The sequence below is a fragment of the Pseudomonas sp. P135 genome, assembly GCF_020312125.1.
GTDB lineage: Bacteria > Pseudomonadota > Gammaproteobacteria > Pseudomonadales > Pseudomonadaceae > Aquipseudomonas > Aquipseudomonas fragariae.
This window is the reverse complement of the sequence record NZ_JAGPYR010000014.1, coordinates 85080-97341: the sequence shown is the minus strand read 5'-3', so window position 1 is coordinate 97341 and position 12262 is coordinate 85080. Positions and strand designations below refer to the sequence as shown.

Sequence of the window (12262 nt, the reverse complement as noted above, 5' to 3'; positions counted from 1 at the left end):
CTAATGCGTTTTGGTAGTCAACCGATAAATGGCCTAGGCCACTATTATGACTGAAAGGCTGACGAGGTCCTAGCCGGATAGCCGCCCGCATCCTCTGCGCGCAGCGCAATAACTCTGCAAACAAATTCTGAAGCTCAACCGGCAACTCAAAGGTCTTTTGGAGGCAGCTATGGGTCGGTTGCGGCCCTTCACCAAAGGCGGCAATCGGCCAAAAACGGATGTCGAACTTCTGGTGCCAATACTGACCGGAGCTTAGCGCTCCGTCTTCGCAAGACGGTATTTCGCCCTAAAGTCCTCTGCAGCCCTGGAAGCCAATTACTGAAGAGTCTTCACTTTTGCTCGATTCCTAACAGGAGCTGGCCGCGGGGGGTTGACCAATGAAGCGTCAACGGCACCGTTTTCGCCCTCCGTCGCAGGAGTGAGAGTTACACCCGACACTGCGACGGCAAGACCAGGCAAATTTTCTCCGGGCTTACCGGCTATCGGTACAGCCGCCCCTTCTGCTTCAAACTGCACCGTCAGCCCCCAGAAGCCGTCGTGAATATTCTGGTCGCGTAGTAACGCGACCAGAAGGTCGTGTACAGAAAACCTTCGCTCTCTACCTACCATGCTTACTCCTTATAGTACAGATGCCGTGAGGCGGCTCGACGCCTACTGCTTAACGAGGCTGGCGCATCAGCTGTCGTCGGGGAGGCACGCGGTGAGTTGAGCATCTTGAATGAATGGGCCGCTGAGTTCATGAATCGGCCATCGCCCATTAATGATTTTGGCTACGAGCAGAGACTTATCGATAACTCGTTCCGGGCCCTGCCGTAGCATCAAAGGCGACATCTCCAAAAATCTCGCCACATCGAGCTTGTCTTGAGCTGCCAAAGCATAAGGGTCGTAACCGAGTCAAAAGGCCGCCTCGACAACCGCGACCAGACTGCTGCAATAGATACCTTCGGTACTTGTCTGCATGACTGCTTCCCTGTGTTAATGCCCGAGCCCCCTCCCCTTGGCGGCTCAGCTGATTGAATCAGTCCCTCGATTCAAGACGGATCACAGGTGGTTTTCAAGGTAGGCGCAGACAATCGCTAACTGTCCCGACCGGTGACCAGATATCTCATCTTCATGTTCTATTGAGCGCTGTCAGAAGCAAGTTTTTGGGATAAGCGTCGCCGTTCTCAGGACGGGGGGCTGTACGGTGCGCGACACTATCGCTGGTAGATACAACAATACGCGTAACGCCTAGATTCCTATGCACTGCACGTTATGTCGATCGATTACGGCTAGGAGAGTACGGAGTACTCCAACCAGGATCTGCGGCCCTTGGGGCATGTTCGGTCAATGTCAAAGGGACGAAAATACCGATGCATGAAGGCCTCGGTGTTTGGCTCGCTTGGTGTGCTCTGCTTGTTCTCAAGATGGGAAATAGCAACGTCGACCATAGGCATTTTGAGTAGAAGGGGCCGACTTAGGCATACGCAGCTGTGCGCATGTCTATGCTATTTCCCTAAAAGTGCGCGTGTGCTGCCCTGCACGTACGCCCCGAAGTGTGCACTATAGTGTTCATGGCGGGAAGAGCACACAGCACCGGCGAGTCCTGACTGACTCGGTATTAGCGCGTCGGAGGCCGTCCAGATGACGGAGTTCTGTGCTGAGGGCTTCAAAGATCTCTATGTGCCACCGCCAGACTTCCACCCGGCCAGTATGATTAGACCTCCGTTTGTTGGATGACTGTCTTCAGCAGAGACGCAAGGTCCGCATCAGGGTCCAGCACTAGGAATGTCTCTGCCAATAGGGTTAAAGGGTGGATGTTGAGCCGTTCGGCTAGCGCCGCAGCCTTGTCAATAGTAGGGTTTCTCATGCCTCGCTCCAGCGTGCTCATGTAGGTCCGACTACAGATGCCGTGAAAATCTTCCTGTGTCAGCCGCCTGCGCAAGCGCGCGTTGCGGAGTGCGACGCCAAAGGCTTGTTTGATTTCCATGACCGCTCCTCGCAAAAGGAACGATGAAGCCTTTTTGAACACTATAGAGCTACAATCTATAGTGTTCATTTCGTTAGAATTGCGCTCGGCTGGGGAAACCTAGCGAAACGCCCGATCGTACCTGCTCGCTACGGTATGGGCAGCCTCTGCTGCTCGTCGGAGCGGCCCTCGTCTACTTACCACGGTGCTCTGAGTGATTTTTGTTTACGACCCCGACTACCGGGAGGTGCGTTCTTGGACCCATGGGGAAATAGAAGGCCTATGCTTCATCGTCACAATCACCTGCATGCGCACCGGCCAGCGCAACCGCGCTGCGGTGATCGAATGTGCCTACGAGCTCCGCCATTATCTATTGGTCGTGAAGGACGTGGTAATTGAACAGGTACAGATGATGTGTCCGCCCACCATCAGCGGCCGACACGAATGGGTGCTTGAGAAGCTGGAGAGTATTGTGATGTTTGAGGGCGTGGCCACGGAGGACAGCGCAGTTGTCTATCGAACTGCAGTGGCTAGCTACAAGGTAGGAGATCTGGATTTGCGGTTCAGGAAGCGATCGAGGGTGCTTTATTCGTCCAAGTCCCTGTACAGCCACATTCCTTCGTACGGACCGAATGACATTAATAAGAGAGCGGCGAACCTGTATGGCCCACTATGGCAGAAGTAGGCGCCGTACCGAAATGCTGTCCACTCTCTGCGGCGCATAGGCCCCGCTGCAGATGTTCTGGGGCAGTCCACGGCAGCAGAGGATAGAGGAACTATGACAGACATGGCACTGGCTGCCGCAGCACTACGTGCCGCGCGGCGAGTTGTGGTCTTTACCGGCGCTGGGATCTCTGCCGAAAGCGGCATTCCCACTTTTCGCGACAAGCAGTCCGGACTATGGTCCGTATACGATTCCAGGCAGTTGGAAACGGCGGATGCGTTCCGTGAGAACCCGGGGTTGGTATGGGGCTTCTATTTGTGGCGAAGACAGCAAGCCAAGAGCGCGGAGCCCAATGCCGCGCACCTGGCTCTTTCTCGCCTGGCAGCTACCGAGCGCCACCTGGCCGTGGTGACTCAGAATATTGATGACCTACACGAGCGCGCAGGTACGAAAGAGGTCATCCACCTACACGGCAGTCTCGAAGTGCCAAAATGCTTTGCATGTGCCCGGCCAGCAAAGCTGACAATGACTCAAACAACCGATCCCGCTGAGGTCCTGGAGATCGAACCACCGCGCTGCCTGCGCTGCAATGGACGGCTCAGACCAGGCATCGTTTGGTTTAAGGAGGACCTGCCACTTGGGGCGTGGAAGGCGAGCATGGCGATGGTTCGTCAATGCGACGTGCTGATCTCTGTGGGGACATCAGGGGTCGTGACCCCTGCCGCCGACATCCCAGAGATCGCGCACACAGCCGGGGCCACCGTCATACATGTAAACCTGGTGGACGTATCGCTCGGAGGTAGCCGGGAACTCATGCTGATCGGAAAAGCGTCTGAGGTATTGCCGACCTTGGTAACTTCGGCGCAATGAAAGCGCCTCGCGTAAGGCGAGGCTTTTCCTGCATTTTGGTTGCATCACGCCCCCCATCAGACCTTCTGACGCCTGGCTTAGCTACCGCCGCGTCCCAAAAAGCAAAAAAGAGGCGGCTCGGCTCTGTCATCCATGCAAAATGTCGACTGCCTCAAGCTTGACAGCATTCATGACTACACTGGATTTTGCTTTGGGACGTCTTTTGGCCCCCTGCCGGCTAGATAAGAGTTAGAGGAGCCAAACCAAAAGCCCTCTCCCCCCCCCCCGTTCAGCCAGAACTTGGATAATGCTCTCCAAAACTGGAACAGGCCGATACTCGCGGTCCGCGTCGAACGCATACAGCGGAAAGTATTCAGCGCCAGACTTCTCCCGGGAACAGCCATTGCTCCCCAGCCCCTGCAATGACGTCCCAGTTGCTCATCTGCTGTATAGCGTTGAGCCCGCGCACCCCACGGGATTGATTGTGGCGACCGGTACCCCAAAGCAGCAACAGCGCGGTGCAGCCTTAATCCTGGTGTACGGACTGAACCGTCTTAAGCTGCTGCAAGACCGCTATCGCGTGCTGCGTAGCATGGAGTTCCTTGGCGACCTCATCATTGACCTGGCCAAGTCGATCGACGCATTGGAGGCGCCGGACGCCGCGCTTCAGCTAGAGGAACGCCCGCAGCCGGTGTTGCCACACGGCTGCGGCTGCTAGGTGACCGCATGCGGCAAGAACTCAAGGCCGCAGCTGCGCCCTATTCGGCAGTGGCCAAGACCGGGCTGGAGGGTTTCAAGCGCCGCTTAGCCATCTGAGTCTCCCCGAAGGCGTGCTGTGGCGGACTGACTAACTGCCCCGGCATGGCTGTGTCTCCAATTGCAGCGACACTTGCGCACTGACTCAGCGTGCTAACAGCAAGATCAATAGCATAAGCCCGGCGAACAACAGGCAAGCGCTCGCCAGTCCCGCCCGTTTGATCAATCGGTCCAGTTTGCGATCCAGCCCATGCACGTGACGTTCGAGTGTGCCGAGTTGACCGAAAGCCGCCTCACCATTGGACTGATTGTATTGGAGTCCAGGTCGGTTGAACTGCGATAACTACGTGTGGCGATCAAGCTCCCGCCTGCCCTGGTAGAACCGATAGTGATCATCAGCAGCATCCTGACGTTATCTGCCCAATGCGAGCCTTCCAATGCTTGTTTGAATACCAAGTCGCAGGAAAATTGGATCATCACGCCATACGCAATCAGAAAGAAACCTTTGAGAAAGCGGTCGTCGCGGTAGTCGACTAAAAAGATGAAGACGGCAACAGCGCCATTAGATATGGCCATCGCGGATGCATCAATCTCGAAGAAACGGTATGTAATCCAGCTCTGAATGACATTGACCAAGAGGGCCAGGAGCGAGCCCGTTTTGGTAGATCGCCAGTGCCACAGGTTCTTTTTTGCAGACGACACCACTCTACTCCAACTTGGCCCCGCTTTGTCTAGATGCTATCGGTAAGGCACAATGTAGGCTGCAGAAGGGTTTAACTCACGTATTGAATCGCTCCGCCGAAAAACTGTCCTTAAGCTTTTACCAAAGGGTATATTATAGAATTACTGAAAACGCAGAGTCTGTTGGCACCCGGTGATGGATTAAATGGTGCATAGAGAGGATTACAGGGCTTCACCTGTTATACTTTCTCCCGCAGCGGATGTACGCGGGCGCTTACTATTTTGTTATAAGCGATGTCTAAACCAGTGCTTCAACATCGCCACATAGAATTGGCATCTGCACATAAATGCTAAAATCTGCTAAGACAAAATAACTGTCGGAGTTTTTTATGAACAGAAAGATCACACAGCTTGATGTTGAAAACGCTCTAGAGCGCCTGAAATCTCTTGGCAAAACGCCGACGCTGGAGGCTATTCGCACTGCAATGGGCAACAAGGGCTCGAAGGCAACAATCATAAAACTTTTGAAGATCATTAAGTCAAAGCCAGAATCCCCCCTGGTTGGTGACAAATTTCTTACCCCCATGCCCTCCTATCTTTCGAAAGCCGATTTTTATGAGAAACTTGATGATAAATCCAGCATGGAAGACGCTATCAATTATCTTGTTTCAGAAAAAGACGATCCGACAAGAATTATGAGCGATTTATGTGTAGTCATTCAGCGTTTAAGGCTCGAAGTCAAACAGTGCGAGACGGAGATGAATCAGATCCGCAGTTTACTCAAAAATGTCTCGGAGACGATGCAAACCGCAATCAGAGGACAGGTGTAGTTGCTCGTGCTTTGTTAAGGGCTCGGTACATACGAGCGCGTACCTTTCTATAGACGCGCCGATCAAACTCGTCAATCTGAGACTGCAGCGGCATATTTCGATGCTTGATGAAGTCTCCCAAGCGAAACTGATCTTCCCAGTTTAAAGTGTACACGGCCTCACGCCATGCGGGCCATGCGCGTACACTTGCGATGCTTTCATTCCTGAAAAAATCGTCTTTGACCAAGCCCCAAAACCTGAACGCTATGGGCACTTCCACATCGGTCACGCCAAATAACGTACCCACTGCCTTTTCCAGTTTCATTTTGATGAGCCGCAACAGGTCCGCAGAATGGTCCTTCCAAAGCCGAGCGCTAGTGAGGTCGACATATTCGACGCATAAGCGGCGTCCAATTTCCCGATGATGATAGGGAGCTCTCTCACAGCTGAGCATGGCCAGCAGACAGGCGAGTCGATCCAGGGCAGATAGTTCCGAGGGCCCTTCAAACCAGAACCTATCATTCTGCCGGCGTATCCAGCCAAAGGATTTCAGTATCCGGACGCTATCAGCTTGAGTGCAGGTCAGGCTGAGGGCAGCCCAAAATGGGTGATCGAAAAAAGATTTGACCGCTGGCGCTGCGGCGAAGATTTTTTCCAGGCGAGAATGATGAGGCTTGTGACCGTCGAGGAACCGGCGCCAACTTTTTTCATCAACCGAATGCCTGGGCAGGTGTTGGTCGGCTTCAAACCACCGTGCCAGACCCCATCCAGTGCGAGAGACGTTTATCTCGTCAGCTAGGCTTGCTGCGGTCACCATCACTCGAAAATATTCCGCCAGCGGCTTTGTGCGTCTCGCCATCTATCCTCCTGGTGCAGTTGCCTATCAAACCAGAGGATCACTCGCATTTACAATGCGCAATTTTTTGAATAAGTGTAAAGCTTTATAACTTATTGTTTTACAACATTTATACAAATTAATCCAGTTTACATTTTTGCCCGTTTGTATGCCTGTTTTTGCCCTGTAGCCTCTGTTCCACACGAAAGAGACCGGACCAATCACTGATCCGAAGCTTCGTGAAACCAGATCTAGAGGAAAAAAAATGAGGGTGTCCGTGGCACCAGGTACCGCCGTAATCGCGCTCGGAAAGCTGGCGATGATCACGGCGATAGAAGGTGAAGACTCAGTAAAAGTCAGGATTTCGGAAACAGGCCAAACTCACGTGGTGACGGTTGCGGAATTGGAAATGGTACCCGACGATCATTCGGTGATGGAGAAGGTGTCTACATACGACCCAACCGACCCTAGAGAGGCTGCACGGTTGATCCTGGCCGGGGAGCGCGCAGGCATCATCAAGGGGTATCTAGACGGAAGCCTTCAGTTGCTGGAAGCAGCTGGCAAGCTCTCGCTAAAAAAATCGGCTTTTTACAAACTCGTATCGCAGTTCAACCACAAGCTTGGAGCGCTCAGCATTGTCAAATCCTCCGCTGGGCCTAAAAAGGGTAGCCAGCGCATTTCTCCGCAAATCATCAAGATTATCGAGGAGTGCTTTAGGAACCATTTCCACGGGGCCTCCGCATCTTATTCCCATGTCTGGAAGCAAGCGCAAGCGCAGTGCCATGTGAAAGGCCTGAAGCCGCCAGGGTTGTCTACGGTGCAACGCTTCATAAAGGGACTCGATCCCAAAGTCGTGTTCCGCATGAAATATGGGGCTGATGCAACCAACCAAGTGTTTGAGTCCCGTCCGGGCTATGTCCATACTGATTACCCCCTGCATCATGCTCAGATGGATCATACCCGCGTCGACATCATCCTTTGTGACGAGCAGGATCGAACCAAGATCATTGGCAGGCCGTGGGTCTCGCTGCTGGTGGATGTCCATACCCGGGTGATTCTCGGGTTTTACCTCAGCATGTTTTCGCCAAGCCTCGTTTCGGTCCAACAAACCGTTTGCATGGCTGCCCTTCCCAAAAACAGGGATTCCCCTAATTCGCCTACCTATGGGATCAATTACCCCTACTACGGCATGCCGGAGTTCATCGGCATGGACAATGCGGCGGAGTTTCGTTCACCTATCCTGGAGGCCGCTTTGGACCTTCACGGATGTACAGCTCATTGGCGTAGGGTTTACAAGAAACACATGGGGGGAGTCATTGAAAGCCTCATCGGCACGCTGATGACCACCGAAGTGCATTTTCTACCCGGCACGACCTACTCAAACGTCAAGCAGCGCGGTGAATACAACAGCGAAGCACGCGCGGCCATGACTTTCAAGGATTTCAGATCTTGGTTTGCAGGGCAGATCCTGATTTATCACGGGACCGTCCATTCGACGCTCCGTTGCTCGCCCAAAGATGCCTGGACAAACTACTTCTCACGCGAAAGTGGGAAACTGCCGCCCGTGGCAATCAATAAACGTAATTTGTATCTTGACTTCTTGCCTGAAAAGCACAAGCCCATACGCAATAACGGAATAACTATCAATGCGGGCATCTATTATTGCCGCGACTTGATGGCACACCAGGGTCGAGGCAAGGTTGTGGTCAAGTTTGACCCTTACGACATGACCAAAATCTGGGTGAAGTTAAAAGCGGAGTACGTTCTAGCGCCCCTTGCCCGGGCCTCCCATGATTACGTCAATTTTGAATATTATCGAACCAATCGAGCATACAACAAAAAACTCCCACCGGGAACGGTCACAGATCCAGAAGCCTTACTTCAACTGATTCACAACAACAAGCTTGTGATGCAAGCCAAACGTAACACTCAGAAAAGCAAGCGTGATGCGAAAAAACAGTCAGCAGCTAAATCCCACCACCGCGAACATTTATCCAACGGCGTGCCGAAGCATATGCCAAAAGAAATTTCCTCTGTGCCCGTCGCGGCCCCAGTAATCGAGCGCGTTGATTACAGTCGACCACCTACGCTTTTTGACACCAAGGACTGATTCATGACAACACCAACCCATCTTTATCCTCACCTGCGTCAATCGTTGCAGCATTACCCCACATTGCCTGACCAAGAACGCGTCTTGTTTTGCCTGGAAGATGTATTTATTGATTACCCGGCAGCACAATCAATTATCGAGACCTCCAGTTACATGCTGAAGGTAAAGCGAAAAGTTCAAGCACCTTGCATGTTGGTGTGGGGAAGTGGTGGATTCGGAAAAACCAGCATCATCAGGCAACTGAAGGCTCACAATGCCAGTCAAGAAGAGAAGCTGGTATTCATGAGCTTGCGCCAAAATCCGAATAACTATAATTTCCGCGAATTACTGTTTGAGGCGTTTGGATTACCCATCAAAAGGAAGTTCAGCTCATATGACGCCTCCAAAGAATTCACCCTAACGGTAGAACGACAGAATATCCGCGGAATCGTAATCGATGAAATCCATGACGCGTTGACACTTACCGCTTTTCAGCAAAAGGTCAATCTGTCATTGCTCAAAAACCTTTCGGGCGATCCTTATAACCTGAGCGTGTTTGCCTTTGGGATCGACAAGGCCAGCGAGGCGCTACGTCTGGACCCCCAACTCGAACGTCGCTACATGCAGTGGCCGTTGCCCATGTGGTCCCTCAATGGTGATTTTCGCGCTTTTTTGGCTGGGTATGAACGCGTGCTTCCGTTGAAGATAGCCTCGAATCTGTGGTCAGAAGAACTGGCAACGCGGCTCTTTGCCTTGTCCGCCGGCTTGATGGACGCCGTAGCAAAGATCATCCAGGTCTGCGCGGCCGAGGCAATTCTTTCGGGTGTCGAGAAAATCACCGCCGAGATTATCGATCGCGCCCCCTTGCTCGCCGCCAAGTTCGGCGTCTCTATCCTGCTCCACTCCCCCTCTGACCGATGATGAAAAATATCAGTTTGATCAGGCGAGCGTTTGATGTAGACCAGCACCTGGTGCTGCGTACGCCTCAGGTGGAGGCTGCCATTCAACAAATGATGGCGGCGTTGCAGACCGAAGCCGACCCCGTGATCTATCTTTCCGGCTTGTCGGGTTCGGGCGTTTCTACCGTTTTGGCTGAGACATCACAACGCCTGGGCCACGCAAATGGCACAGCGTGCTTCACGTTGGCCAGACCGGAGATCAACGACCAGTATCTGCCAAGCGAGTATCTGCTGCACCATTTTGGGTTTCGGTTCGCGACTCGGCACTACCATAAGGTATTGCCCCGAGAAGTCTTTGCGCTTGGAGGCATACTGGCCCATTCGATAATGCTCATAGAAGATTATCTGGCAGGCGTAGCCAGCCTAGAGCAAAAACGCAAGCATATGCACCAATGGAGTCAGCTTACTGCGCCACCCATTTCACTACGCATCGTGCTCGCCGGCCCTTCTGATCACATCAAAGGGTCGTGGGCATCACATCGGCCAAACGGTCGAACGATTTGTATCGAAGAATGGCGCTTTAATGACTTGTTCCGGAATTACTTGAAGGACATTTCTTCGCTCGTCTACAGGACGTACGAACTCGATGTCGATTTGCCACTCTACGCGAAATCACTTTTCAAGCTCAGCCGGGGTAACACTGCGCGCCTGCTCGAATACCTCCGAGAATGCGTCAGGCGCACCATTTTGTCAGCAGAAACTGGTGTCTGCGCCAAGCTGTTCAAACTGTCCTATCGAGAAATTGTATATGCCAATGCCAAATCACTCCGTGACCTTACCGATAGCTGAAGAGTCGTTCTCATCGTGGTGCCATCGGCTGCAACCTCGCACAGCAGCGCAATGGCGTGCGATTGACGAGATTCTGAACCTGAAACCCCACCCCCTTGCGGAACTTCGGTTGCGTGATCCGGATTTCGAGTCACCGCCCGTCTTCGAATCACGCATTAAGGATGCGTTTGGCCTGAAGAAAGTGGCGTTTTTTGAGCGCTTTCGTGCTGATTGCCTTTGGCTGGTGCCGCACACTGTCGGAGATTACGCCTGTGCCGACTGCATCGCTAACGCACTCCGCCAACATGGTCGAATCGTCCTAATGAAATCGTGGCGGTACCTGTTAGCACCCATCTGTCCAAAGCATTCAAAGATCCTGACAGATTACGGCAGACGAAAATCCAGCTATCTACAGTTCTTGACCGGTCCACCAGTCCCGCTACGGTTAACCATAACTGGTTCCGCGCTCGACGCTGTGATCAAGGCAGGATTGAAGGTACAGGTGCTGATGCTAAAACTCGAGAAGCAGCTAGTCTCCAATCCTCACAGCGCAGGAACTCGAGAATTCTCAATCTTTCATGCGCGAAAGTACATCATGGAGTTTTTGCTGCACGCCGCCCACTACGGCGCGGGCCTCGCGACTCAATTCGTCACGACTCCCAGGGCCGGAGACGTCGCACTGACAGATATGCGTTTCAAGCTTCTCATGAAAGTTGGTGCACTTCAGGCCAACGCTGCAGAACGCACCTGCGCTTTGATAATGATGGGCATCATAACTGGGTATGTCACCCGCCAGGAGATTGAGGAGCTCAACAACCAGACCGAATATGTCCGAAGCTGGTGGGCGTGCAGATGGGATCCAGAATTTCTCGGAACGTCCTGCAGCCAAATTTACAAAAGTCACGACCAGACGTACTCGCGGCAGATCCGAAATGCGCTGGGCACCTTCAACCACAAACACACCAAGGCATTCGTCAGGGGGATGGCGCTTGAGCCGCTATAACAAAATTTCAAAAATCGACTTCCGTTATGTGAGATTAGGCATTGGGACGCCACCGAGTACCAGCGGCATCCTGCCCCACTATCTTAGCTTTGCCATGGACAGACAGTCAGGAAAGGTCTTCGGATTTATCCTCACACGCAACATTCCAGTTCAACGACATAGGTTAATCCTATCTTGCCGTATGCGGGAGAATGTAGCATCTCATTCACCCTGGCGCCTCTCCTTCGACGGGTGCGCGCCATGGTTTCCGGGCGTAGCAAGAATTCACACCAGCGCTACTCATACGCAGTGTTTTCACCGCTGGAATTTAAACGAAGCAGATGAAGCATTCGTTGACTTCATCATTGATCTACCATTGAAGTACTTGAGAAAAATCATCGAATGGGGTTACTTCCAACCGAGCATTGCTGATACATATTTTCAGGAAAAATTTAGCGAACACAACTTGCTCGCCCAATACCTCAAATAGCGTATTAGAAAAATCTAACAGGTTCAGACGAGGCCACTTACATCCGGTAGTCGTCGCCTTCGTTGCGATCTGCCCTTCCTGGAAACCTGGTCATTAATCACCGGAAAACCATGCCATCTCAAGGTGTTTTTTCCGTTGATTAGTGGCTAATCAGTGGAAAGCCTTTGAAATCAACAGGTTAAGAATTCCACTAATTAACGAATGCTGACAGACACATCCCAACCAACCTCGAGTCTCGCCTGAGCTAAACCGCCACTTACAAACACTTCATGTGCTGACGAACCCAGTTCTGCATCCAGTTCCTTTACCAAATTGAGAGCATGGATCTGCAGCGCTGTCGCGATACCTCGATGACCAGGTCGTACGCATTAGCATCAAGTGGGTCGAGAACCAGATCCAACCATGCGCACCTGGTGGACACTATCCTGCGAT

The 12262-nt window shown here is 52.5% G+C and carries 12 protein-coding genes; 9 read left to right on the top strand and 3 right to left on the bottom strand.

Translation table 11 applies throughout. The features are described from left to right. Positions 1 to 1696: 1696 nt before the first annotated feature. Positions 1697 to 1969: a helix-turn-helix domain-containing protein gene (locus KBY08_RS19450; RefSeq protein WP_104684220.1), complete on the bottom strand. Its 273-nt coding sequence runs from the start codon at positions 1967 to 1969 to the stop codon at positions 1697 to 1699. A 193-nt stretch (positions 1970 to 2162) separates the two neighbouring features. On the opposite strand from KBY08_RS19450, the gene KBY08_RS19445 reads away from it, so the two are divergent. The 3 genes from KBY08_RS19445 to KBY08_RS19435 all read left to right on the top strand — a co-directional run bounded on the left by KBY08_RS19445 (position 2163) and on the right by KBY08_RS19435 (position 4179). Beyond that, positions 2163 to 2633: a hypothetical protein gene (locus tag KBY08_RS19445; RefSeq protein WP_024642202.1), complete on the top strand. Its 471-nt coding sequence runs from the start codon at positions 2163 to 2165 to the stop codon at positions 2631 to 2633. 93 nt (positions 2634 to 2726) lie between these two features. Next, entirely contained in the window at positions 2727 to 3482 is a 756-nt protein-coding gene (locus KBY08_RS19440) for an SIR2 family NAD-dependent protein deacylase (protein WP_024642201.1), read from the top strand. Positions 3483 to 3945: 463 nt separating this feature from the next. Then, entirely contained in the window at positions 3946 to 4179 is a 234-nt protein-coding gene (locus tag KBY08_RS19435; protein WP_024642200.1) for a hypothetical protein, read from the top strand. A 260-nt stretch (positions 4180 to 4439) separates the two neighbouring features. Here the strand turns inward: KBY08_RS19435 and KBY08_RS19430 are convergent, their stop codons facing one another. Next, entirely contained in the window at positions 4440 to 4919 is a 480-nt protein-coding gene (locus tag KBY08_RS19430; RefSeq protein ID WP_104684222.1) for a hypothetical protein, read from the bottom strand. A 368-nt stretch (positions 4920 to 5287) separates the two neighbouring features. Here KBY08_RS19430 and KBY08_RS19425 point away from each other — a divergent pair, with 368 nt between their 5' ends. After that, positions 5288 to 5728 (top strand): DNA-binding protein, encoded by a 441-nt coding sequence (locus tag KBY08_RS19425; protein ID WP_024642198.1) that lies wholly within the window; start codon positions 5288 to 5290, stop codon positions 5726 to 5728. Here the strand turns inward: KBY08_RS19425 and KBY08_RS19420 are convergent. Further along, positions 5712 to 6566 (bottom strand): hypothetical protein, encoded by an 855-nt coding sequence (locus KBY08_RS19420; protein WP_024642197.1) that lies wholly within the window; start codon positions 6564 to 6566, stop codon positions 5712 to 5714. The genes KBY08_RS19425 and KBY08_RS19420 overlap by 17 nt on opposite strands. A gap of 253 nt (positions 6567 to 6819) precedes the next feature. Between KBY08_RS19420 and KBY08_RS26540 the strand changes: the two genes are divergently transcribed. From KBY08_RS26540 to KBY08_RS19395, 5 genes are all read left to right on the top strand, one after another. After that, positions 6820 to 8652 carry a Mu transposase C-terminal domain-containing protein gene (locus KBY08_RS26540; protein WP_158527656.1) on the top strand — a complete coding sequence of 611 codons (1833 nt, stop codon included), beginning with the start codon at positions 6820 to 6822 and terminating at the stop codon, positions 8650 to 8652. Between the two features lie 3 nt (positions 8653 to 8655). After that, a complete protein-coding gene (locus KBY08_RS19410; protein ID WP_024642195.1) occupies positions 8656 to 9552 on the top strand; it encodes a TniB family NTP-binding protein in 897 nt (298 codons plus the stop codon). Beyond that, complete coding sequence (locus tag KBY08_RS19405) at positions 9552 to 10379, top strand: hypothetical protein (protein WP_024659689.1); 828 nt, start codon at positions 9552 to 9554, stop codon at positions 10377 to 10379. Before KBY08_RS19410 ends, KBY08_RS19405 begins: the two co-directional genes overlap by 1 nt. Before the next feature lie 109 nt (positions 10380 to 10488). Beyond that, the gene (locus tag KBY08_RS19400; protein ID WP_024642193.1) at positions 10489 to 11361 is read left to right on the top strand and encodes a hypothetical protein; all 873 of its coding nucleotides are present in this window, start codon (positions 10489 to 10491) and stop codon (positions 11359 to 11361) included. After that, complete coding sequence (locus tag KBY08_RS19395; RefSeq protein ID WP_129398314.1) at positions 11348 to 11830, top strand: hypothetical protein; 483 nt, start codon at positions 11348 to 11350, stop codon at positions 11828 to 11830. Before KBY08_RS19400 ends, KBY08_RS19395 begins: the two co-directional genes overlap by 14 nt. The last annotated feature ends 432 nt before the right edge of the window (positions 11831 to 12262 follow it).

Coding starts and splice junctions, on each gene's coding strand:
- KBY08_RS19450 (WP_104684220.1), bottom strand. CDS start 1,969: ATGGAAATCAAACAAGCCTTTGGCGTCGCACTCCGCAACGCGCGCTTG.
- KBY08_RS19440 (WP_024642201.1), top strand. CDS start 2,727: ATGACAGACATGGCACTGGCTGCCGCAGCACTACGTGCCGCGCGGCGA.
- KBY08_RS19425 (WP_024642198.1), top strand. CDS start 5,288: ATGAACAGAAAGATCACACAGCTTGATGTTGAAAACGCTCTAGAGCGC.
- KBY08_RS19420 (WP_024642197.1), bottom strand. CDS start 6,566: ATGGCGAGACGCACAAAGCCGCTGGCGGAATATTTTCGAGTGATGGTG.
- KBY08_RS19410 (WP_024642195.1), top strand. CDS start 8,656: ATGACAACACCAACCCATCTTTATCCTCACCTGCGTCAATCGTTGCAG.
- KBY08_RS19405 (WP_024659689.1), top strand. CDS start 9,552: ATGAAAAATATCAGTTTGATCAGGCGAGCGTTTGATGTAGACCAGCAC.